The 22,466-nt window shown below is 57.9% G+C and carries 17 protein-coding genes; 7 read left to right on the plus strand and 10 right to left on the minus strand.

Translation table 11 applies throughout. The annotated features are described in order from the left end of the window. Positions 1 to 37: 37 nt before the first annotated feature. The 6 genes from IEX33_RS01245 to IEX33_RS01270 all read right to left on the minus strand — a co-directional run bounded on the left by IEX33_RS01245 (position 38) and on the right by IEX33_RS01270 (position 6,597). Positions 38 to 1,474, minus strand: coding sequence for a sugar transferase (locus IEX33_RS01245; protein ID WP_229675176.1), 1,437 nt, complete (start codon positions 1,472 to 1,474; stop codon positions 38 to 40). Positions 1,475 to 1,648: 174 nt separating this feature from the next. Continuing rightward, positions 1,649 to 2,767, minus strand: a complete 1,119-nt coding sequence (locus tag IEX33_RS19460) for a glycosyltransferase family 4 protein (protein WP_188727080.1) — start codon at positions 2,765 to 2,767, stop codon at positions 1,649 to 1,651. Continuing rightward, positions 2,764 to 3,633 carry a glycosyltransferase family 2 protein gene (locus tag IEX33_RS01255; protein ID WP_188727082.1) on the minus strand — a complete coding sequence of 290 codons (870 nt, stop codon included), beginning with the start codon at positions 3,631 to 3,633 and terminating at the stop codon, positions 2,764 to 2,766. Before IEX33_RS01255 ends, IEX33_RS19460 begins: the two co-directional genes overlap by 4 nt. A gap of 1 nt (position 3,634) precedes the next feature. Next, a complete protein-coding gene (locus IEX33_RS01260) occupies positions 3,635 to 4,579 on the minus strand; it encodes a glycosyltransferase family 2 protein (protein ID WP_188727083.1) in 945 nt (314 codons plus the stop codon). Between the two features lie 102 nt (positions 4,580 to 4,681). Then, entirely contained in the window at positions 4,682 to 5,719 is a 1,038-nt protein-coding gene (locus IEX33_RS01265) for a glycosyltransferase (protein ID WP_188727085.1), read from the minus strand. A gap of 125 nt (positions 5,720 to 5,844) precedes the next feature. Further along, positions 5,845 to 6,597 carry a hypothetical protein gene (locus tag IEX33_RS01270; RefSeq protein ID WP_188727088.1) on the minus strand — a complete coding sequence of 251 codons (753 nt, stop codon included), beginning with the start codon at positions 6,595 to 6,597 and terminating at the stop codon, positions 5,845 to 5,847. A gap of 878 nt (positions 6,598 to 7,475) precedes the next feature. Here IEX33_RS01270 and IEX33_RS01275 point away from each other — a divergent pair. The 5 genes from IEX33_RS01275 (at position 7,476) to IEX33_RS01295 (ending at position 17,984) form a co-directional block, all read left to right on the plus strand. Beyond that, positions 7,476 to 8,975 carry a polysaccharide biosynthesis tyrosine autokinase gene (locus IEX33_RS01275; protein ID WP_188727090.1) on the plus strand — a complete coding sequence of 500 codons (1,500 nt, stop codon included), beginning with the start codon at positions 7,476 to 7,478 and terminating at the stop codon, positions 8,973 to 8,975. A gap of 1,153 nt (positions 8,976 to 10,128) precedes the next feature. Further along, complete coding sequence (locus IEX33_RS01280; RefSeq protein ID WP_229675178.1) at positions 10,129 to 11,352, plus strand: MinD/ParA family ATP-binding protein; 1,224 nt, start codon at positions 10,129 to 10,131, stop codon at positions 11,350 to 11,352. 228 nt (positions 11,353 to 11,580) lie between these two features. Next, positions 11,581 to 13,752, plus strand: a complete 2,172-nt coding sequence (locus IEX33_RS01285; protein WP_188727094.1) for an acyltransferase family protein — start codon at positions 11,581 to 11,583, stop codon at positions 13,750 to 13,752. Positions 13,753 to 15,353: 1,601 nt separating this feature from the next. Further along, a complete protein-coding gene (locus IEX33_RS01290; RefSeq protein WP_188727096.1) occupies positions 15,354 to 16,745 on the plus strand; it encodes an O-antigen ligase family protein in 1,392 nt (463 codons plus the stop codon). A 180-nt stretch (positions 16,746 to 16,925) separates the two neighbouring features. Further along, positions 16,926 to 17,984, plus strand: coding sequence for an acyltransferase family protein (locus IEX33_RS01295; protein WP_188727098.1), 1,059 nt, complete (start codon positions 16,926 to 16,928; stop codon positions 17,982 to 17,984). A 395-nt stretch (positions 17,985 to 18,379) separates the two neighbouring features. On the opposite strand, the gene IEX33_RS01300 is transcribed toward IEX33_RS01295, so the two are convergent. Together IEX33_RS01300 and IEX33_RS01305 are read right to left on the minus strand one after the other, a co-directional pair. Beyond that, positions 18,380 to 18,844, minus strand: coding sequence for an Lrp/AsnC family transcriptional regulator (locus IEX33_RS01300; protein WP_188728120.1), 465 nt, complete (start codon positions 18,842 to 18,844; stop codon positions 18,380 to 18,382). 125 nt (positions 18,845 to 18,969) lie between these two features. Then, positions 18,970 to 19,200, minus strand: coding sequence for a hypothetical protein (locus tag IEX33_RS01305; protein WP_188727101.1), 231 nt, complete (start codon positions 19,198 to 19,200; stop codon positions 18,970 to 18,972). A gap of 247 nt (positions 19,201 to 19,447) precedes the next feature. Here IEX33_RS01305 and IEX33_RS01310 point away from each other — a divergent pair, with 247 nt between their 5' ends. Continuing rightward, on the plus strand, positions 19,448 to 19,774 hold the full coding sequence (locus IEX33_RS01310) for a hypothetical protein (RefSeq protein WP_229675179.1): 327 nt from the start codon (positions 19,448 to 19,450) through the stop codon (positions 19,772 to 19,774). Positions 19,775 to 19,857: 83 nt separating this feature from the next. On the opposite strand, the gene IEX33_RS01315 is transcribed toward IEX33_RS01310, so the two are convergent. Then, complete coding sequence (locus IEX33_RS01315; protein ID WP_188728124.1) at positions 19,858 to 20,088, minus strand: hypothetical protein; 231 nt, start codon at positions 20,086 to 20,088, stop codon at positions 19,858 to 19,860. Between the two features lie 241 nt (positions 20,089 to 20,329). Next, positions 20,330 to 20,776: an Hpt domain-containing protein gene (locus IEX33_RS01320; protein WP_188727103.1), complete on the minus strand. Its 447-nt coding sequence runs from the start codon at positions 20,774 to 20,776 to the stop codon at positions 20,330 to 20,332. Positions 20,777 to 21,240: 464 nt separating this feature from the next. Here IEX33_RS01320 and IEX33_RS01325 point away from each other — a divergent pair, with 464 nt between their 5' ends. Next, positions 21,241 to 22,449, plus strand: coding sequence for a DUF4832 domain-containing protein (locus IEX33_RS01325; protein ID WP_229675180.1), 1,209 nt, complete (start codon positions 21,241 to 21,243; stop codon positions 22,447 to 22,449). Positions 22,450 to 22,466 lie beyond the last annotated feature (17 nt).

The following is a 22,466-nucleotide window of genomic DNA, read 5'->3' on the forward strand; positions in this document are numbered from 1 at the left end:
AGGTTTTCCTTGCAGTTGCTAGCCAATTGGAAACAGATCAAACTGCGCCCGTGCTCGCAAATACTGCTTTGAATGTCTTACAGAGAATTACGATGTCGCCCATCAATGACCAGTTCTCTACGTAGTAAAGATCAAGTCTTATGCTTTCTTCCCAGCTGAGGTTAGAGCGGCCGCTGACCTGCCATAGCCCGCTCATCCCTGGACTTACGTACAAACGTCGATGCGCTGCGTCATCGTATAGAGCTACTTCGCCCTCACGTTGAGGACGTGGACCAACCAGACTCATGCTCCCGCCCAATACGTTGAGCAGTTGCGGAAGCTCATCAAGGGAGTACTTGCGAAGAATTCGGCCAAGTGGTGTGATCCGAGGGTCGTTTTCCACCTTGAATAGTGGAGTGTCTTCAGACCCTTGGGCTGCCAAAAGAGACTGCAGCTCTGCGTCGGCATTTACCTTCATGGAGCGGAATTTGAGCATGGAGAAGGTTGTGCCACGAAGACCGATGCGCTCTTGCCGGTAGAAGACGGGTCCTGAATCCGTCATGCGGACCAGTAGCGCCAGGATCAAAAACAAGGGCGCGAGAGCGAGGACAAGAAGTCCGGCTACAGCAATGTCGAAAGCGCGTTTCGCTACCTTTTTTCCGCCTGTTAACTTTGGGGTGGAGACGTGAATCAAAGGTAAGCCAGCGACGGGCTGCGTGTGGATCCTAGGACCGGCGATGTCGGTCAAAGCCGGTGCCAGTATCATTCCAATGTCTCTTGCCGCGAGCTCCCAGCCAAGTTTTCGCAAATCCTTTGGATGTAGGTTTACACCCGCCGAAATAGCGACGGCGTCAACATTCGAATCGAGAATAGCGCCAAGAATTGCGTCGAAGTCTGTACTAACGCCTGCAACTGGGACGTTCAGGGCGGAGAATGACCGAACGGGCTGCGTCGCTCCAGGAAGTTGAGCAGCGACAGGGGTGTAGCCTGCGCTGGGGACGCTCTGTAAGGATGCAACAAGGTGTGCAGCGGAATATGGACCGCCGATTATCATGACTCGCGAGCTGCTCTTACCATGTTTGCGCTCAATGCTCAGGTGCTGACGGACGAGCCAGCGGCTGGCTAGCAAGCCCAGAACACCAGCTGGAAAAGCCAAGCCGACGAAACCACGGGCTGTGTCAATGCGCAACGCATAGGAAACAATTGCAACTAGGCCGAATAGCCATAGAGAGCTAGAGAGAACGCGCTTGTATTCTTCCGATCCGGAGCCAAGCACCCGAGGTTCTCGGGAGCCCCAGAAGTCAAGCATGAGCCACCATGCGATGACGAGAACGATTGACAATGCCGCATAGTCAATCTCGCTGGATCCCACGGTACCTTCGTCGGAAAACCCGAATCGGACTCCATAGGCACCTGCCACAGCCCACAGGATGACACCAGCGTCCAAAAATTTCAGACGAATCGCATACTTGCGACGCCAAGAGGCTTTGCTCACTAAACGCCCCAATTTCCCCCACCTTAAGTTCGTGCTCTCAGATCATACTTGCTGTTGCCCTTTGTGCTGACAACGACGTCTGGGGCACGTAACTCCTGCTGGTTTCGGACGGGCATGCTCAAGAGCGAACTACTCTTCGCTTCGAGCTCCGACGCCCGTTCTACAACCTGAAGGCTATGTCGCCTGCAAATCCTCGACGCACTCGAGCACTCGCTGAGCACTTTCGGCCAACTCGTTGCGAATGCCGCTTTCGCGCGCCTCGGCGCCTAGCTTTTGCAGTAAGGAGCCTTCTGTGAATACTCTGTGCAACGCAGCACCGAGATCGTGTGGCGAAGCTGCGGTCGTAAGACCTCCGCCAAATGCCAAAATTTCGGCCGTGCCACCCAGGCCGTAGGCCACCACCGGACGTCCCATCAATATTGCTTCGGCCGTTACCTTGCCAAAGCCTTCATTCCGAGAACATACGATTGCGATGTCAGCAGATTCATAGGCGCCTTTGATTTCCGATGTAGTCCCCTTGATCGCGACTATGTCATTGAGGTCCAGGTCGTCTACAAGCCGCTTCAACTCTTCGACATCCCCCGGCTTGCCATGTCCGTATATATCTAAACGCAGTTCAGTACCCAGCGAACGTGCCACGTGAATTGCCCGCACGGCATCAATCTGCCCCTTTTCGGGGCTGATTGTGCCGCACATGATTGCACGCGGCTGGACCTGCGCTGGCCGCTCCTGTAAAGCGGGAGTTGCAAAAAATTCTCGTCCCACCTGGGGGTAAATAATCCGGTTAGGGTACGAGAATTGGGCCGCGACGTACTGCGATATACAAATGACAGACGTAGACCACCTAGAGAGCGATCGTCTAATGATGCTCTTGGGTAGAGCCGACCTAAGCATGGGGTTGGATATCAGACTTTCCCGTACCACTTGCAAGACGGGCACCCCTGCAAGCTTAGCTGCGACCAAGGGGACTGGCGAAACACTGCTGTTCACAACCACTACGTCGTACCCGGAGGAACGGATATGCGACGCGTAGCGTGGTAAGTCCGATACGGCCTGCACCAGCCGCACCAAACCCACCAAGAACGAATATCGCCTGCCCATCCAAAGTCGACTCGGCATAATGACAGTTTCGAAAGAACCCGAAAGCGCTTCAAGCCGGGCTGCCAGTGGACCAGGTTCAGGCAGGGCAACGGTTCCTGTATGGCCCCGCTCTGCGGCGGCACCCACGAGGTGTAGAAGGCTTTGCTCTGCACCGGCCAGCGCGGAACTGTGGGAAGCAAACAAGATCTTCATTTGGCCAGCCCTCCTATCCTCAGGTCAGCTAGGGGCCCGGTAACACCCCTGGCGCCGTGCACAAGTCCACGGACGATGGCGTGGGTAGTGCGGGGAGACTTGATGCCGGACATAACGGCGTTTCGAAACAGGCCAAGGCTAGAAATCCATGCCCACGTTCCAAAGTGCTTCTTCAAGAAAAGAATCTCATTACGATAGGAGTAATACATTGCTGCCGGCGACGACCCCGATAGCGAGCCGCCGCGGCGGTGTATAAGGGCAGAGCCGCAGCTATATTGAAGCTTCCGCCCGAGGCGTAAGATGCGGAAGCAAAAATCAAATTCCTCTTTATAGTGGAAAAAGCGTTCATCCATGAAGCCAACGCTGTTCGCGGCTCCCAATTCAACCATTATGCCTGCCCCCGAGACGATATCCACTTCATGTCCAATCCCGCATGAAGTCGCGCATTGGAATGGCACAACTTTTCTACCTCGGAGGGTAGCGGCTGAGATGTAGGGTTGGCCGTTTTCTGTGACCTGCGCGGTTCCGACAACTGCGCCGTCGTCCGCCAGTTTCAACATTTCCTCGACGACCTGAACAGTCGGGGTAGTGTCCGGGTTGAGCAATAGACAGTGCGTAAATCGCTCCGCAAAAGCCCACCGCATGCCAGTATTCATGCCGCCTGCATAACCAAGATTTACACCTGTGCTTATCGTGTGTATCGCTGGATAACGTGCGCGAATCACGCTCGCCTCCGCCGGATCCGCAGAGCCATTATCAACTACGCAGATCTGCCATGGGCTTTTGGCCAGCAGGCTAACCGCGCGGAGAGAATCTTCTAAACAGTTCCAATTAAGAATTAGAATACATAAGTTCTTTTCAGACACCTTAAACTCCGCTCGTAAGCTTCTTCGACAGGCCGAGAAGGATACCCTTAGCAATAGCTTTAGCCCCGGCAGCATTTCCCTTGGTGAGAACTCGCGCAATGTAGCCCGAGCGAATGAGGACTATGACGGGAATACGAAAAGGATATCTCTTCCTGAAAAAAACCATTCGGCTCTTCGTAGCCTCGGTAAAGGCCAAGAGCGATTTCGATCTGACGTCAGTCGAACTCCCAGTGGTAAGGCCCTGGTCATGGAGAACGATGACGCTTTTTAGAGTTCCAATGGCAATGCCTATTTGCCAAGATCGGAGTGTCAGGTCAGCTTCTTCCATGAAAAGGAAATAGTCCTCATCAAATCCGTTGAGTTGTCGCCAAGCATCTAGAGAGAAAATTATCGAGTGACCGCCAGGGTAGTGCAGGCTGTAGCGACTAACTTCGACTTCGCGACGTGAACTAGCGGTAGCCTGACCCGTTAGCGTACTTAGCAGTCCCAGTCCATTTGATGTGACCCCGTTTTCTTGGGTGACCGTGGACCATAACGCCTGAGGGCTTTTGCTTGCTTCTGCCATTAATGCTTTTGCGGAACCGCTCACGGTTGTGTCCGGGTTTAGCACCCAGAGAAATGTAGATCCCGTCTCTATCAGCCGCGCGACCCCCAGGTTGTTGCCAGCGCCATAGCCCAAGTTACTTTTGGCTGCAAGAACCTCTATCCGCAGGCGATTGTTAGCATAGCGAGAGGCAATCTCGTTCAGCCGCTGGCACTCACGGCGTTCAGGGTCCTGGCTGTTATCGACGATAACCACCTGAACCGTTGCATCGCGGGCAAAATCAGACAGCGACTCTAGTAGAAGTTCCACGCTGGCGTGCGAGAAGTAATTGACTATTGACACCCCCAGAACCGGTGAGCTAATGGCCAGCGGCAGTTGACGTATCTCTTCGGCGCTATCCATTAGACGCCTGAAGGAATGTAGACGAGATATCGAGAATGGTTCGGTCCCTCCCACTGGCGAGGGTGAGTAGCAGTCGAGTGCAAGGTGGCAGCAGGGCTTGTTTCATGCAAACATCCATTTCCGGAGATTCCTACTGAACGATTCCTCGGAAAACATTTCAGCTTTCTGTTTCGCCTGTGTCATGTTCTTGGCGATGGCAGTGCCTACAGCTGCGGCAATTTCAGCTCCTTGGAAGCTCTCCACCGCGGTTCCGCCATCGAGTGCGTTTACGCTCTCAGCGGCGCCACCGACAGAATTAACTATCACAGGTGTCCCAAGTGCCATCGCTTCAACTGGCATGATGCCAAAGTCTTCGATTGGTGGGAAGACAAATACCTGTGCGTTCTGGATAAGGGCGTATAGCAGAGCATCAGTGGGAGAGAGAACAAAGTGGACTGGCACTGAGGCGCGGGCGGCCACCTCACGCAGGAATTCTTCCTCGGGGCCGGCCCCAGCCAGGACAACCGGAATACCCGTTGACTCGCCGGCACTAATTACATTCTCCAACTGCTTATAGGAAACAAAGCGGGAGGCGCCGAGCACATATTCACGGGGTAACCGTGCGAATATCTCAGAATCCGAATCACTGAGCACATTCTTCCACGATTCCTCAGACTGCAGCCGGCGAACCGCAACTGGTGGATATATCACTACAGCCTCTTGTTGCCATGTGGCCTGAATCCGCTCACGGATGAAGACGCTGTTAGCGGCGAAGGTTGTACCTTCGGCAGCTTTTCTCTGGTCGAGTCGTTTAAAGAAGGGGGATACGAGCCGAGTTGCCATACTTTGCCCTCGTTTATCCAACTCTGGTGTCCAGATATAACGCGCGGGCGTGTGGATATAGGCAAATATCTTGCCGTCGTTACGGTTTGCTTTACTTCCCACATGATGGGCGAACAAGTGTGAACTAACCAGCGTCCAATCATACGTATCCAGGGAGATGCCGCTCCATACCCTGGGCATGAAGGGGAGAGCCGCGGCTTTGTTCTTACGAAGGGGGGTGCGTGCTAGAACGGACTCTGTCACGCTCCGATGCTCAAAACGGTGCGGGGCATCGTTCCAAAGGCAAAAAATATCCGACCCTGGGAAGGTATCAGACATTGCTTGGAGTACGTTTTCTGACCCGCCAGAGCGGGCGATCCATTCGTGGACTATCAAACCGGTCAAATTTATCTAGCTCGCTCTCATAAGTAGTGAAGTCTTCAAACCCCGGGATATGCGTCCGATCATATGATTTTCCGCATCTGGCGCAGTTGGATCGTTAGCACTACGACTTCGGCTAGGACTTCGCCGATAAGCGCACCTGGAGGCCCTAGCAGTCTGGCGCCTAAAAGAATGCTGGGTACTCCTACAGAGACGCCAGCCACTGCGCTGACAAAAACGGTATGAATCCGGCCAAACGCCACGAGCGCGATCGACCCGCTGGCTCGTGACACCGACACGACGAAAATCAATACTCCTGAGAGGGCGGCGTACTCGAGGGGAATCGTGACAGTGGAGGCGAAGATGACGTCCGCCATGGTCGGAGCGGCGACCGTAAAGCCCAATCCTGCCACTACCCCCAGAGTGGCGCTGTAGAACACACTCTTTTTTGCTCGGCGTGATTTTCTGCGGTTGCCAACTGACTGTCCTACCCACTTCTGCATAATATTGGGTGCTGCGGCTAGCACTTGCAGGTAAATTCGCTGCAATCGTTCGATTGCAGAAAAAACGGCGACTGCTCCCGGGGCTACAAGGCTAACCAGAGCGATAGGGAGTGACATATAAATGGCACTCAGGGCGCGCCCTCCCAGCGCCGTGCCCTGAGAAGTTAGGACTCGAGTTAGGCGGCGGGATGTCATGCCACGAAGATGGCTCACTTGGAGCTCTTCGGTTCGAATTACTAGGAACGCACTGACGACTATCGGCAAAAGTATCCCAACAAGGGGATACAGTGCGAGCTCCCCTCCCACGAATATTAGGAACGCGGACAGACTCACGAAAAGAAGTCTGGGTACCGCATCGCAAAGTAGTAACTTCACAGATGAACCGATGCCGATGAAATACCAGCTGCTGTTTAAACCGTAAGCAGTTGCGCCTGCGGCGACGGCTGCCGCCTCCCATCGGAACGTATGGGACAGTCCGAAGCTGACACTACTTGCAAGAGCAACCAGGGGAGCAAGGACAGCGAGCTTCGTACATATTGACATCGCTAGGGTTTGTTGTCGGTTCCTTCGACTCTGCCGGGCAACTCGCTGTGGCCCAGTGAGTCCCCATCCAAGTTCGAGAATGACAGCGACAGAAGCGCCCACGGATTGACCAACAGCTACAGCGGACCATCCTGCAGCACCAAACTGCGAAGTTATAGCAGGAATCGCGAGCAAGGGACTGGCGATGCTCAACATTGGCACGACCACAAAGCCGAGGATCCGAACAATCCGAGAGCGTTGCACTACTCCCCTTCAAATATTTCCCACCATCAGGTGTGTGCACCATGTGTGGGGCGGTTCTACCGTATAGCACTTGTAGAAGTGCCTATCGCTTTTGCGAGTCATCCGATGTCATCTGCCCTTGCTAGCCCTTCAAGATGCAGCGGTCCTCGCGCAGGTTTTCACTGACAATATGACGGATTGCTCATCGGCGGTTGGGTGCGAACAGCCAAACTTAGCTGCCCAAGTAGAAACCAAGAACAAGGGATAAGGTTCGTATCGTCGGCGACTGTTACCGGGCCATGTGTTCAAAGGCTCAGGTCTAAATAACTACGGCCGAATGCAATACGGATATCCTAGTTCGGGGGACTCATGGCTGCACTAAGAAGGTGGCCTGCCTCCGCGGCGTTGTCTATCCATGCAGAGGCATGAATCTGAGAGGTTCAAATTTGGAGATCATCGACTACTTGCGGGTAGTGCGCCGCAACTGGGTTGTCATAGCAGCTTCAACTTTGTTGGGTCTACTTGTAGCGGGCGCCGCAGCGATGGCCACGACGCCCAGCTACACCGCACGCACCCAGTTGTTCGTGGCAACACAAAATTCGGGTAGCGTACTCGAGCTTCAGCAAGGGAACACGTTCAGCCAAGCTAGGGTCGCCTCCTACGTCGAAACCGCTAAGACACCTGTAGTTCTTCAACCTGTCATCGATTCTTTGGGCCTTGAGCTCAGTCCCTCAGCACTTGCGAGCAAAATTGAAGCAAGCGTTGAAGGGTCTACTGTCCTCCTAAATATTGCCGTCACAGATTCTTCTCCGGTAAGGGCTGCGGCTGTTGCCGAGGCAGTTGCGGATAGCTTAATTTCAGCTGTGGACCAGCTTGAGAACCCATCCAGGGATGGAATATCGCCTGTACGGTTGTCGGTCATCACTCCTGCAGCGGCTCCTTCGACACCTGCTTCTCCGAACACAAGCCTCTATCTTGCAGCTGGCCTGCTGATCGGAGCGGGTGTCGGAATCAGTTCTGCTTTGTTGCGGTCTGCTATAGACACCAGGATCCGCGGAGAACTGGACCTGAGGAAGGTGACTGAAGCCAGCGTTCTGGGTGGCATCGCATTCGATGCCGATGCTGTGAAGAAGCCGCTCCTTACCCAAGTACCGACGCAGAGTCCCCGCGCAGAATCCTTCAGGCAGATACGGACGAATCTGCAGTTTGCCCATGTCAGTCACAGCTCAAAGTCCGTAGTTGTTACGTCTTCCCTGCCGGGTGAGGGTAAGAGCACAACAGCCGTCAACATGGCCATATCCCTTGCTCAAACAGGTCAACGGGTGGCATTGGTTGATGCGGATTTGCGGCGGCCAATGGTTGGCGAATACCTAGGCCTTGACGGGAGTGCGGGCCTTACTACCTACCTTGTGGGGCACGGGAGCCTGGACGACTTGTTGCAGCCATGGGGAACAGACGACTTGTGTGTATTGACCTCAGGGATGATTCCGCCTAATCCCAGCGAGCTTCTCGGATCCTCTGCAATGTCGGGGCTAATCAAAACTCTCGAGGCTGACTTTGACGCCGTTGTGATTGACGCACCGCCGTTGCTGCCCGTCACCGATGCCGCGGTCTTGGCACAGCGGGTGGGGGGCGTCGTGCTCGTTGTCGGTAGCCAGATTGTAAAGATCACTGACCTTGAGAAGTCGCTGTCGTCCCTGAGTATGGTTGAGGCTGATCTGCTGGGCGTGGTTCTGAATCGTCTGCCCGCCAAAGACCCGGACGCCTACACGTATTCTTACTACTCGAGTAGCACTAGTCCTTTAAACAGATCTGCTGGGGACAGTATTGCAGCGGGCGGTCGCAATAGTGCCATCAGACAAGATGGTTCCTTTGACCAGATCGTCTTCGGCGAGAAGGATCCCGCCGCATCGCCGGGGTTGTTTAGACCCGGAGGGCGCCCTTAACGTGTCGAGTTTCGCTGGAATTGGTCCTCGGCACGGCCGGAGAGATCCGGGGTGTAGGTGACGCGCTGCCGGGTGATGTCGTAGGCGAGGCTAGACGCCTTAGGCTGCCCGCCAAATGAGCTTATGGCTATCGACGCGCGGGATGTCGGACGCTGTCATAAGGCGTCCCGAGATGATCAAGATAATATGGTCTCGCACACTCGTCTCCACACTAGGGATGTGGCGCGAGGTGCGAATCGAACAGGTGGGGCTTCTTACCTAGGTGGCCTCACCTCGCTGGCCATTGCCCCCTCCCGGTGGCGCTGTTGACCATTAGAGCATCATGACAAAGCCTTCGCTGTGGTCCGGCTTCACATGAGCGTTCCATTCCTTAATGGCGCCTCGCACGAATGTTAGGCCTTAGCTTCCAAACCTTGAAGTACGTCAACGCCGCATTCCAAGCCGGACATTGCAGGCGTCATACGCGGCGTGACTTGAACCGTTTGGCCTTTTCTGCAAGTGAAGTGCTCAGTACCCTTACTTCCTTGTATTGGCGCGGAGAATGCTCGATGTTTTTCGTGCATCCAGAAAGCGCCCTCAACTGAGAGCCTTGACGGAACTTGTCAAAGCTGTGACTGGCGAGTAGCGTCCGAAGGGATCTGACATGCGGATCACTGCTCACCGACGGAGGTCTGTTGTGGCTTTATCCGATTTTGTACTGGCGCTCTGCCTGCTGCTGGCCACCCTGCTGATCCCTTTTACTGTTCTGTACCAGATGCTTCGGCTCAAGCGCCGTGCCATCCGGATCACTGCTCCCGCCCCATCCCGAGGTGCCCGCCGTTAGCTATGCCGTACGTAGATATCAACCCGCACAAGGAACGCCCCAGATGGCACGGCTATGCCGTGCTGTGCGTTCTCCTGGTCCTCACGGCCGCAGTGGTCGCGGCCGCCCTCGCCCGCATCTGATCTGCCGTAGCTGCCAAAGCCCCTAGACTTACTGTTTGAAATAGTGCTGCTCGATAGTTTTGCCGAACGTCCTGGGGGGACACTTATGCCAGATCCGGCGGATCAGAACGCGCGCTCCCACGCAGAGGATGCAGGGCAGCCGCAGCGGCGCCGTCGCCGTGAATTTCGTCGCGCCGACGGCGGGCTGGCGGATGCCCGGACAGGAATCATGCCAGCCGTAACGCCCGACCTTTCCAGCCAACCGGAATCAGGCGCACCTCTCACGCGACGGTCCTCTTGGGCGGAGGCGGCCGCGGCGGCTGATGCAGCCAAGCCGGCATCGCAGGTCCCGGCACCCACCCGTGCGCCTGCATCCGCACAGCAGTCCGCGGCGAGGACTATCACCATTGTCCCTGGCGCAGCTGCTGCGGAAGCCCCGCCGACGCCGTCGGCCGCTCCTACTGAAACTCCCGCCTTCCGCCGGGCCCGCCCCACAGTTGCTGACAACATCGCTGAAAGCCCCATGCCCGACTTCATCAGCTCCCCTGGATCGTTCGTGAAGGAACAGAAACCCCGGCCTGTCGGCGGCATCCGTGGCGCGCTCTACAACATGACCGGCGGTGCCTGGAATCTGGGCCCGGGGCAGAAACAGCGCCAAGAAGAGGAGCTGGGTCGCCGTATTTCGCGGCAGCTGCATGGCAGTTACAACACTGCTGTTCTGAGTCTCAAGGGTGGCATCGGCAAAACCTCGACAACCGTGGGCGTGGGTCTGACCCTCGCCGAATACCGCGGGGATGCTCCCTGCGCTATCGACGCGAACCCTGACTCCGGGGACCTAGTGGAGCGTGCCCTGGGGGAGGGCATCTACCAGCAGTCCAGCCCGCGCACCATATCAGACCTGCTGGAGAAGGTCGAGTCCATAGATTCGCTGACCTCCTTGTCCAGATATATGCACCACGCCGGCCGGCTTCATCTGATTGCAGGGGAGCAGGACCCGGAGGTCTCGGACTCGCTCACCGCCGAGGAGTACCTGCGAATCCGGAAGCTGATCTCCGCCTACTACTCCGTGGCCCTGACCGACTGCGGCACCGGAGTTACCCACAACGCCATGAGCGGCATCCTGCAGTCCACGGACAACTTGGTCATCGCCGCAGGATATGCAGTGAGCGGGGCCAAACGCGCCCGCAGCACCCTGCAATGGCTCGCCAGCCACGGGTACGAAGATTTGGCTCGAAACGCGATTGTGGTGATCACGGACAAGGACGAGGTATCGTCGCGCGTGGACAAGGACGCGATTGAAGAACACTTGGCTGGCATCTGCCGCGAGCTAATTGCCGTTCCGCACGACCGCGGGGTTGCTGATGGCGACCTTGTGACCTTGGATGTGCTAAAGCCCGAGACGCGTCGTGCATATAAGCAGATAGCAGCCGCGATTGTGGACGGGTATCGGTAGGCGCTTCGGCCGGCAGGTCTAGTAGTAATGCCGAGTGCACTTACGACCGACTAGTAGCGGAAATTTCTGCAGGTAAGTATCGTGAATTTCGGTGTATAGCGGCTCAACGAAAACCCTCGGGACCTACCGAGTTATCACGTCCGAGGCATACATAAACGGTCTTATTGACACATCCACGCCCGGTAGAATAGCCGAAGTCTCAGTTCTATTTGTGGGGGAAATATAGCTATGTCCATGCTCAAAATCAGGAGAAAAGCTTCGGGCGGGGTCAAGCCTTCGTCCAAGCTCCGCGGCGACATCCAGGGGCTGCGAGCACTTGCAGTAACCGCCGTCATCTTTGATCACTTGCTGCATTGGCCTAGCGGTGGATTTGTAGGAGTGGACATCTTCTTTGTCATCTCCGGGTTCTTGATCACCGGCATCTTGGCCAAGGAGTTCACCCGAACGGGGCACATCTCTTTCACGGGATTTTATACTCGACGCATAAGGCGCATAATCCCTGTTTCCCTGCTGGTTCTGGCCGCAACTGTCCTGACAGCCAAGCTCTTGTATACGGCGAGCAACTTCGAGTCAGTCCTATGGGACTCGATTGCATCGTTCTTTTTCGTCGGCAACTGGAGATACGCTGCCACGGGAACTGACTATTTCGCCGCCGGCGGCAGCCCCTCTCCGTTGCAGCACTTCTGGTCGCTAGCCGTCGAGGAACAATTTTATTTCGTTTGGCCATGGCTGATGCTAGGCATCCTTCTTCTGGTCACAAAGCTTTGGAAAGTATCCGCCCCTCGCGCCGTCCGGATCTCTGGACTGGCGATGGCAGTCGCCATCATCGCTTCGTTTGCGTGGGCTCTAGAACAAAGCTCGTCCGCCCCGACAGTTGCCTATTTCTCGTCCCTAACTAGAACCTGGGAACTGGGCGTTGGAGCGCTGCTCGCACTCTTCGCAGGAGCATTCGTAGGCATACCTGCCGCTGCCCGTACCCTCTTGGCATGGCTGGGTACAGCCGGGATGCTGGCTTCAATCTTTTTCGTAACATCCGGCCCCGGTTTTCCGGCGCCCGGTGGGGTGTTTCCCGTGGCCGCAACGGCGGCCGTGATTGCTGCGGGTATCGGAGCGGAAGCAAAGCACAACTATCTGCTCACCAATCCGGTGTCCAGGTATCTCGGCGATGTCTCCTACAGCTTGTACCTTTGGCACTTTCCCGTCATCATTTTCCTCGGCGTTTTCTATCCAGAGGGCGGCATCGCCTACACGTTTATCGCGCTGGGCTTGACGCTGGCCCTGTCAGTCGCTTCCTACCACCTCGTGGAGAAGCCCTTCAACAAGGCGCCCATCTTGGTCAAGCACGATTCGAAAACGGAAGGACGGCGTGCCTGGCAGAAGTGGAGAACCGCGCATGCAAGCGTCTTCCAAAACGGAGGGCTGCTGGCGCTAACGGTGACCACAGCCGTGGTTGTCGCCATAGTACTCGTGCGTCCCACATCGTCGCCGAGCGCCGAGGAGGCTGCTGCTTACAATGAGCGTTTGGCTTCCACTGGAGCCGGGACGTCTGCTCCGGCTGCCCCGGTTGCTGACACTCCACGGTCAAAGATTCTCGGCGGGCTGTCGGCTGCTTTAGCTACCGCAGCATGGCCGAAGCTTTCCCCGAGCGTAGACAATGTGATGGCGGAGGGTATGCCCATGGAGGCGACTTTGGGCTGTGGGGCTGCGGACGTGTTTGACCCGATGTCATGTGGATTTGGTAATCCCTCCAATCCGGAAGTGGTCGTTTTCGGCGATTCCCTTGGAACTACGCTCATGCCGACAGTGCGGGAGGCGCTAGAAAGCGACTACTATGTGCGCGGCTTGACCTTAGCCGCATGCGCCGTCATTGACCTTGAGGTCGAGTTTGAGTCGGAAGCTGTCAGAGACAACTGCTTGAACGTTCGGGCGGAAGCTGTGCGTTACATTCAAGAGCGTCGGCCGGAAGCCGTGTTGGTCATTGAGAACTATGCGTGGGCAAACTCGAAGAAGCTCACCTCCAGAGCTGCAGGTGAAGCCATGCAAGAAGAATGGCGCGCTGCAGCTCAGTCCTTCATTAGCAAGGTTTCAGGTTCAACAAAGCGGGTTGTTTTTGTGGCCCCGCCTCCTGAGGGCAAGCAGTTGGCAGACTGTGCTTCCAAGGTCAGCACACCGAGTAGTTGCGTGAGCGACATACCGGGCACATGGCAGCAGGTCCGCGAAGTCGAGTCCAAGCTTGACGGAGCCACCTATCTCGATACTCTGCACTGGTTCTGTGTATCCGGAAAATGTCCATCGTTCTCCGGAACTACCCCGATCAAAAGGGACTTCATCCACCCCACCCAGCAGTATGCACAACAGGTTGCTGTTGACTTCCGCGAGATGTATGACCAGATCCCGTAGCTGGAATGGAAGAAGGGTTGAGCTGCCAAACCTCGCTTAGTCTGAGGCGGCATAGAGGCCGCAGGCCCATGCTTAATCTGGGGCCGCAGTCAGTGCGTTCGAGGCCCAGTTAAACCTGCACAATGCGCACATCGCAACCTGTCACGCGTCGCCACCGCTCAGTTCTTACTTGCCCCAAGTTTCGGACGTCTGTGTCGCCAATGGTACGCGTCGAATGTATGGAAACAATTGAGTGCAGTCGTGTCGATGAAAGCTGCCGGGCCGACTTTCTGTGAGGGCTCAAAGATAGTAATTTCTTGCTGGCCGTTCGGGATTGCTGCTGCCCTTGTCGTCCTACGACATGCCATTGCGTCTTCGTGGCAACCCTATGATGAATGGACGGAAGTCACTGCGATCTAGGGCGGGCCGGCGTCGTCGCCTTCTTCCTCGTTAGCCGCTACGTCATCCCTCTGAGCCTGGCCAGACAGGATACCGGACGTTCTTGGTCCGCAGGTTCTTCCCGCCGTCACCCCCGTTTATTGATTTGGCTTGGGTGCATACCTTCTGCTGGCTACACCGGACACGTTGCATCCTTTTCTCCGGTGACACCAATGGCTAACGTCCTTATGGTCCAAGGGCTCGTTGGCACGGCAAACCTGCTGCCGGTGGCTTCGACGCTGAGCCTTGGGCGTATTTTGTACGCCCAGCAGCTCGCCGCTAAGGTCGTGGAGCTTTCGCGTCACTCGTTGTACTTGGGCTATTCTGGGTGGCCGCGTACTTAGGGATTTGCGGCCTTCAGCCCTTGTGCTGGCCTTGCTATGCCCAGCATAATTCGCACCGTGATGAAGAGGTGGTGGGCTGCTAGCACAGTACCCGGATAAATGCGAAGTCGTGGTTTGGCCGGGCGTACCGAGATTTGGTTGCGTGAGCATGAAGGGACACGCGCTGCCCTCGGCTTCAAGACCACGCAGTTTCTCAGACTGCCGGATGGCAACCCGCGGAAATCGATGCGAACCATGGTCAGAGGCACGGACGCGCTGGTGGCATCGGTCCGGACGGATGAAATGTACCTTCCCTACCCGGACCTTCATCAAGATCACATCGCTACTTAGGCGGCCGGCATGCGCGCGGCCAGGGCGAGCATGAAATCCGCCCTATGGTACGTACCAACGTGTTCGTCTACGACGTCGCGTGCACGATGGAACTGCGCCAACGGGGATAAAGTTCGACACTTTGAGGGCATCTCCGGCGACCCCGTTTTTGGCTAAGGGGACGGCGATGGACTGCTACGTATCGGAAACCGCGCCGCCGCCTTCTCCTGCCAATTGGGCTGCGCTCATCATGCCAGCGGAAGCCCTTAATTCCCGCCATCACTGCTATGCCATTGAACAATATTCCGTGGTTCGGGTCATCAGGTAAGGGGCTTGGAGGCTACACAGCTGGCTCATGGTAGGTCAGTCGGAGTGCGCAATATGCTGCCATCACCATGGGCATGCTTTCGACCTTGGGCTCCAAGGTGCTGGCCAAGGCGATTGTCCCGGCCCCGCATACGAAGGCCACGATCAAGACAGAAGCAATGCCTTCATGAGGAACTCCTTGTTCGTCCGGGTAAACTCGTGCACGTGACTCGCGCAAATTTGGGGGTAAGGCGTAGTGGCATTGGCCTAGCCCTGCCAGGACTTTTGATTCCGGCATGCTTGATAGGCATTGGGCTCTTAGCTCTGGTCAAGCCCATTCTGGTTCTTGCGGTACCTGTTGCCCTTGGCTTCCTCTACTGTGTAGTCCGCCCAGCAGTTGGCCTCTACGCGCTCGTGGCGATGTTGTTCTTCACTCCGATCACCATCAACCTGGGCTGGCCGGGGCAAGCGGCGACCTACGTGTTCTATGCCGCCCTCGCGCTTGCCGTGCTAGGCAGGTTTGTGCGGGCAATCACGCGGAAGCAAAGGTTCTTCGAAGCTGGCTGGATCTTGTGGTTCCTACTACCCATCATTCTCTCGGGGATAATCCACAGCACGTCGCCGGGGGACTGGTTTGCGAACGTCAAGCCGCTTCTGGTCCTTGTCGTGGTGTCCTGGCACCTTGTGGCAGAGGCGCGGCTTGACCCTCAGCGAATGCGCCGCGTTGCGCTCATGGTCGCATGGGCCGCCCCGGCATTGTTCCTACTTGCCGCGTACCAGCGCGTGGCGGGATACTGGCCGGTTCTTGACCAGTTCGCCATTGCCAAGTCCTACACCTCACGCGGTGACGCCTCCCGCAGCGCCGCCATCATGGGCCACTCCATCCTGTACGGCGGGTACTGCATGGTCACAGCCCTAATCTCCGCAGTACTCACACCGAAATGGTGGCGCGTGCTACTCGTTGCCTCTTTGGGCGGCCTGGTGCTATGCGGGGCGCGGAGCGCCTGGGTAGGGGCGGCGGTTGGACTATTACTCGTCCTGATAATCCGGCGCCCGAAGGTCTCCTTTTGGGGTCTTTACTCCGGCTTGATTGGGCTATGCCTCGTCGTTATGGCGATAATCGTCTTCCCGGACGGCGTTAGCAACGTGGTTTCCGCCGCTACAGGGCGCGTAGAGAACTTCGCAGAGTCCCAGTCAGCCCTCGCACGTCAATTGCGGGTGAACTTGGCATGGAGTCAGATCACCCACACTGAGTTTTCTTGGTGGTGGGGGCTGGGTCCTGGCGCATTGGTCGCCTACTTCACGGCCAATAAGACGTCGGATAATCTTGCTGCAACGTTCGATAACAGCTATCTCACTATGTGGTTCGACTACGGGGTGATCCCCGTAGCGCTGTTGGGGATAATGCTTCTTGCCATGATCCTGCAAAGGGGCGCCCTGCTGGGAAGAGTCCTCGCCGTCGGACTGTCAGCGCAGATTATCTTCTTCGACTTCTACCAGTGGCCGCTTATGATCGGCGCGATCGCCCTAGCCGCGGGCTTGCGTCAATGCCAAAAGCAGCCAGCCCCGAAGGACGAAGTCATAGGTCCGCCGGCGCTACTCGGTCAGCGAATCTGACGTTCCCCAGTAAATGAAGCCTGTTGTGTTGCTGTAGGGGCGCCCTGCTAATCGGGACATAGAATCAAGCCGTCCAGTGTTAGGAGCCTGCCCCGTCTTATTGACCCCGTATCATTGGGGCAACTACTTCTTGGGGGATGACGCAATTTGGTCGCGCACGCAAATGCTATCGGGAACCGTATGGGCAGCGGCGACAACGCGCTCAACCTCATACGCCTTGTGCTGGCGGTTCTCGTGATTGTCTCGCATGCGTTCCCCGTTGGTGGCTACGGCCCTGACCCGGCAATTGGTGGACTGGGCCTCGGAAGCTTCGCTGTAGGTGGGTTCTTTGCGATCAGCGGCTACCTCATCACCCAGAGCCGATTTCGTAGCGATCTAAAAAGCTACTCGATCAGGCGGGCACTCAGGATCCTCCCCGGATACTGGGCCTGCCTCTTCTTCACTGCAGTTATAGCCTCCGGGCTGGCAGGGCTTGTCCGTGGTGGGTGGTCCGCCATAGAAGCTGCAAAGTTTATAGGTTGGAACGCTGTCATGGTCAAGGCTGGCGGGAGCGACATCGGGAGCACCCTTGCGGGGCTGCCTTATTCGGGGGCCTGGAATGGTTCCCTCTGGACGCTTCGCTTCGAGGTTCTTTGTTACATAGTGGTCGGCGTGGCTCTGCTCGTCAGCTTCGTGCGGCAACAGCGTGCTGTTTTCCCTGCCGCCTTCGCGGGTGCCACCGCTGGAAGCTTGGCCGTGCATGCTGCTGATATCGGCGGTATCCCCGCGGACCTCGCCCTGTTAGTTCCGTTCTTCCTTGCAGGCGCAACAATTCACGCCTACGCCGATAAGATTCCCTGCAACAACGCTATGGCGTTCGCAGCCTGCGGCGCTCTCCTGGTCGTCCTCGCGGTAGGGCAAGGAAAATCTCTGTCTGCATTACCCGTGGCATACCTGCTTCTGTGGCTCGGCCTTGTGATTCCCAAGCCTCTTGCTGCGCTGTGTAAGACCGATGACTTCTCCTACGGCACATACCTCTACGCTTTTCCGATGCAGCAGTGGTTGGTTATCGGTGGTGCCGCGCAGTTTGGCCCAACAGCATTCATTGTTTTTAGCATCTTGGCTACCGCGCCGTTCGCGGTTCTAAGTTGGTTCTTGGTGGAGCGGCCGGCGAATAACCTTTTCAGGCCGCGCCGCCGGCCGCTTTATGCTACCGCTGCGGCTTCAAACAACGCATTGTCAAGCAACACGGCCGGGTGACAACTATTAGGGGACCTTTGAACATCAAGCATCGAGCCGCACTGGCCACATCGGTGGCATCAGTTGTCACCGCTATTTCTTGTGCTTCCGAGGCGTGAACGGGGCCCGCCATCCTTCGACCGGATTCAGCCCGGAGATCTGGGGTTCTTCGACGCGGAAGCGGACACCGCCGGACAGTTCGACCACGTGGAAATGCTCCTAGGCACTGGATACTGTCGGAAAGCACCTTTTCATTTCCGGAAGTCCGCCAACGGACCCATCCTGGACGATATAGCTGCGCGGTCAGTCCTCGACCGCGCTGGCTACTACCCCAAGACCCTTCCGGGGATCCCCCGCTTGTGAGGAGTTCGTCGAACTTGCCGCGGGCTGCTCGATTGTGCCCGCGGCGACGACGGCTACCGGGTATCCAAATCCTCAAACACCAGGAACGTCTGGGTATCCAGCACTCCCGGCATGGACTGCAGCTGATCGAAGATGACCCGGCGCAGGTCGATGTTATCCACGGCGCGGACCAGCAGGATCACGTCGAAGTCGCCGCCCACCAGGGCCACGTGGTGCACTTCAGGGATGGCGCCCAGCTGGTCGCGGAGCTCACGCCAGGCGTCCTGCTTCAGCTTCAAGGTCACGTAGGCGGACGAGCGCAGCCCGGCCTTGATGGGGTCCACCAATGCGGTGAACCTGGACAGCACGCCCTCACCCGTGAGTCTGGCGATGCGGGTGTACGCGTGCGCCCGGGAGATGTGGACGTTCTCGGCCACCTGCGTGACGGACATGCGGCCGTCCCGGGTCAGCTCCGCAATGATCCTGCGGTCAATCTCGTCCAGCGGGACGGGTTCCGTCCCGGCGTCCTTGCCTGCCACTGCGCCCACGGCCCCCGTCAGTAATCTGCCTCACACCTGCAATTCGTCTTCCAGTGTAGGCAGAACCGCGCAGCATCGTTACAGTTCGTGGGACGCCAGATACGAAATCCCGCCGCATCCGTGGGTCACGGGGACATCTGGTTATTGGCTTCCTGAAGCCGCGAGGCGGTGCGGATGAACTCGCAGTCGCTGGGGGAGAGGACAGTCTCACCGTGCCTGTCCTGCTCCAGCTCCTCTCCCGTGGCCTTCGCGATGGCGGCCACCACGGTCCGGGGAAGGATCCTGCACCCGGGATTGTCCACCAGCCACTTCCGCGTTCCAGGCTCAAGCCGGTCCCACAACTTCTCAATGTTCATGACAGACGCCCCCACCTTTGAAATTTCGCTGTGTTGGAAAACCGCGGTGCCCGCTGCGGCTAGGAAGCGCAGGACTGCATGTGTCCCCTCCGTGCCCTGCGCGTCCTCCGAGTGTGGTCCCCGCACAAGGAAGGGGTCAAGGGTCTTTCGGCACGGGTGCCACCCTAGGTCACGCCAGAAACGCCGCGGAGATACTATGTGGGCGTGGCGGCTGCGGACGCGGGCTGCCGGAAGGGGTGTCCGGAGCATGAGGGGTATGCAGCGCCGGGAAGGCGGTCCTCTGCGGCCGATGCTGACCGCATGGACGCGGAGCCACCGAAAGGCGCTCGGTCTGGCGGGGGCTGCGGCGGCAGCCGGCATGGCCGTCGTGTGGACTGTCATTGTGCCGGACAAGGCCGCGCAAACCTCCGGAGTGCAGGAACTCGCCATCCGCTGGGGGCATCCGGTCTGCTGGGCGCTCCTGGCCGTCGTGGGCGTCCTGGTTGCGCTGGATGCACCCAAGCGGACCCGTGACGGCATCGCGATCACGGCCGCTGCGTGCTACGCAGCCTTCCTCGCGGGAACGCTGCTCTAGCAGCGGGACGGAACTCTGGCGATCAGAACGCAGGCCCAGCACCGTGTCCTTACCAGTGATGCATAGGCTGACTTGGGCCGTGGTTACGGGGACTTGTGGCTGTTGGCGTCCTGAAGCTGCGAGGTGGTGCGGATGAACTCGCAGTCGCTGGGGGAGAGGACGGTTTCACCGTGCCTATCCTGCTCCAGCTCTTCGCCCGTGGCCTTCGCGATGGCGGCCACCACGGTCCGGGGAAGAATCCTGCAGCCGGGATTGTCCACCAGCCACTGCCGCGTTCCAGGCTCAAGCCGGTCCCACAACTTCTCAATGCCCATCACTGATGCCCCCACTCGTTGTCATTTTCCCTGTAGACGAATTCGCGCCCCGCCCCGCTGAAAGGAGGCTTCCGCTCACCGGCCGGTAGCCGTTTTTGCCTATCGTCTTCACCGAGTGTGGCCCCACCGCTGGAAGGGGTCAAGGAGTTTGCGAAACGTACAGACTATTACCGACCCCCGCCCCGGAAGGGCATCGTTAAACGGCCAATGCGGGGGTCTATCTCCGGCTCACCGATCCTGCTCAAGTCCATTGATCAAGGATGTGCACCGTCTGGCCGCCACACCGGGCAATGCGACCCAAGAATGCCGCTGCCAGCTTCGGGAGCGCCATCGTGTCTGAGCGCGAAGCCTCACAGCGCACTTCCGTTTCCAGATCCATGGCCAGGCCGGCCAGCCGCTCTGCACCCACCATCTGGCTGGACGTTTTCAGGCTTAACACTGCATCGACGGCTGCCTCCAAGTCTCCGGTGGTCAGCGCCAGCCGCAGCCGTTCGATCCTGCCTGGGAGGCATGTGATGAAGTTGGCGACAAAAATCCTCGTGTACCCCTCGCCGTCGTCGTCCAGTTCTTTTCCCAGCCGGTCGAGGACTGACCGGTCCACGAGCCTGGCGGCGTCCGCAGGGCGGGCCGGGACGTCCCTGTTCACGGGGGCTCCCCGCTCATCCTGCCGGGTTTGGTGATGGCTCATAATTCCTTCCTTGGGCCGGGACTGATCCGTGCCCCGAAATTCTGAAAAAAGTTGTGGGCTTCCTTGAGGACAATCCTGTTTCAAGCCTTATGATCAGTCCCACGTGCTGAGGTTGCAGTGCCGCCAGGGGTGGTGGCGTGGTACGTCCTGGTCTCACCGGTGTTTGTCACTGCTTGGTCTCATTGGTGCTTGGCACCGTGTCTCAGGGGGAAGTGCAATTGAATACATTGAGGTATTGCCTGCTGGGGAGCAAGCGACGCGGACGGCTTTTTACTGCCGCCTTTGTCTCCTGCTTTGTAGCGGTGCTGTTGCTGGTAGTCCCGTCCGCGTCCACCGTTCCCGCAGCGGAAGCGGCGGATCCCCCGGGGGAGTGGGTTTCCCTGGCGGCTGGTCCTGTTCCAGCGAGTAATCCCTTGGCGGGTTTCGTTCCGTTCGCGGGCAGTTATACAGGGGTGCCGCACTCCATGGAGTGGTTCTATGCCCCGGTCAACTCTGTTGTGGTAGGCCCCGGAACGTACAACTGGTCCAGTTTTGACGCGCAGTTGAACGCCATCTCCGCACGCGGTCACCAGGCAGTTTTCAGGTTCTACCTTGATTACCCTGGCAAGGCCTCTGGCATTCCCGGGTATCTTTTGACCTCGGGACTTTCCACCCGCACCTATACGGACCACGGCAACAATGGTGTGAGTGTCTCCCCAAATTACGAGGACCCACGCCTGCTGGAAGCCCTGGATGGTTTCATCGCAGCCCTCGGGTCCCGCTATGACGGAGATCCGCGCATCGGGTTCATCCAACTGGGCCTCCTGGGTTTTTGGGGTGAATGGCACACGTACCCCCATGACGGGTGGGCGAGCCCCGAGAACTGGCTTGCATCCTCGGCCACCCAGCAACGGGTGCTCCAGGCCTACACCAACGCCTTTAAGAAAACGAAGCTTCAGGTGAGGTACCCGGACGCGGCCAACAGCAGCCTGAACGTCGGCTACCATGACGACTCGTTCGCTGTAGGAACTTTGCCGGGCATAGGTTGGCACTTCATGGACAAACTGATGCAGGCCGGCGCCACGGAGAAGTGGCTCTCCCAGCCGGTGGGCGGAGAACTGCGCCCTGAAATCCAGCACTGCATCTTCAACGCGCCAATGAACTGTCCGGTGATCGAGGACGGGGCCGATAACGACTTTGCAGGCAGCGTTAAAGCGACGCACGCCTCCTGGCTGCTGAACCACCACGCATTCAGTCCGGGGTACGCGGGCCAGGCGCTCAGTGATGCCACCGCGGCGTCCCAGTCCCTGGGCTACCGGTTCCAAGCGACGGCCTTCGCCCTGACCCGGGGGGCTGCCCAGGGACAGAGTGATCTCAGCGTGAAGATGAGCAATGTGGGTGTTGCGCCTTTCTATTACGACTGGCCTGTGCAGGTGGCTGCCGTCAACGGTGCGGGAAAAATCGCCCGGACATGGACCACCCCGTGGAAGCTTTCTGCGGTGAAGCCGGGGATGACCGTTCAGTGGAAAGCACCTGTCAGCAGCAGCGGACTGGCACCGGGGTACTACACACTCCTGGTGCGGCCGGTTAACCCCCTGGCAAACGGAATGCCCCTGCGCTTCGCAAATGCTTCCCAGGACCAGACCTTGACCGGGTGGCTGACGCTTGGCAGGAAGTACCTGCCGGCTCCGTAAGCGGAAGGACGACGGCG

Source organism: Pseudarthrobacter scleromae (assembly GCF_014644515.1).
Taxonomy (GTDB): Bacteria; Actinomycetota; Actinomycetes; order Actinomycetales; family Micrococcaceae; genus Arthrobacter; species Arthrobacter scleromae.

Coding starts and splice junctions, on each gene's coding strand:
- IEX33_RS19460 (WP_188727080.1), bottom strand. CDS start 2,767: ATGAAGATCTTGTTTGCTTCCCACAGTTCCGCGCTGGCCGGTGCAGAG.
- IEX33_RS01260 (WP_188727083.1), bottom strand. CDS start 4,579: ATGGATAGCGCCGAAGAGATACGTCAACTGCCGCTGGCCATTAGCTCA.
- IEX33_RS01265 (WP_188727085.1), bottom strand. CDS start 5,719: ATGTCTGATACCTTCCCAGGGTCGGATATTTTTTGCCTTTGGAACGAT.
- IEX33_RS01280 (WP_229675178.1), top strand. CDS start 10,129: ATGCCAGCCGTAACGCCCGACCTTTCCAGCCAACCGGAATCAGGCGCA.
- IEX33_RS01285 (WP_188727094.1), top strand. CDS start 11,581: ATGTCCATGCTCAAAATCAGGAGAAAAGCTTCGGGCGGGGTCAAGCCT.
- IEX33_RS01295 (WP_188727098.1), top strand. CDS start 16,926: ATGGGCAGCGGCGACAACGCGCTCAACCTCATACGCCTTGTGCTGGCG.
- IEX33_RS01305 (WP_188727101.1), bottom strand. CDS start 19,200: ATGAACATTGAGAAGTTGTGGGACCGGCTTGAGCCTGGAACGCGGAAG.
- IEX33_RS01310 (WP_229675179.1), top strand. CDS start 19,448: ATGAGGGGTATGCAGCGCCGGGAAGGCGGTCCTCTGCGGCCGATGCTG.
- IEX33_RS01315 (WP_188728124.1), bottom strand. CDS start 20,088: ATGGGCATTGAGAAGTTGTGGGACCGGCTTGAGCCTGGAACGCGGCAG.
- IEX33_RS01320 (WP_188727103.1), bottom strand. CDS start 20,776: ATGAGCCATCACCAAACCCGGCAGGATGAGCGGGGAGCCCCCGTGAAC.
- IEX33_RS01325 (WP_229675180.1), top strand. CDS start 21,241: ATGGAGTGGTTCTATGCCCCGGTCAACTCTGTTGTGGTAGGCCCCGGA.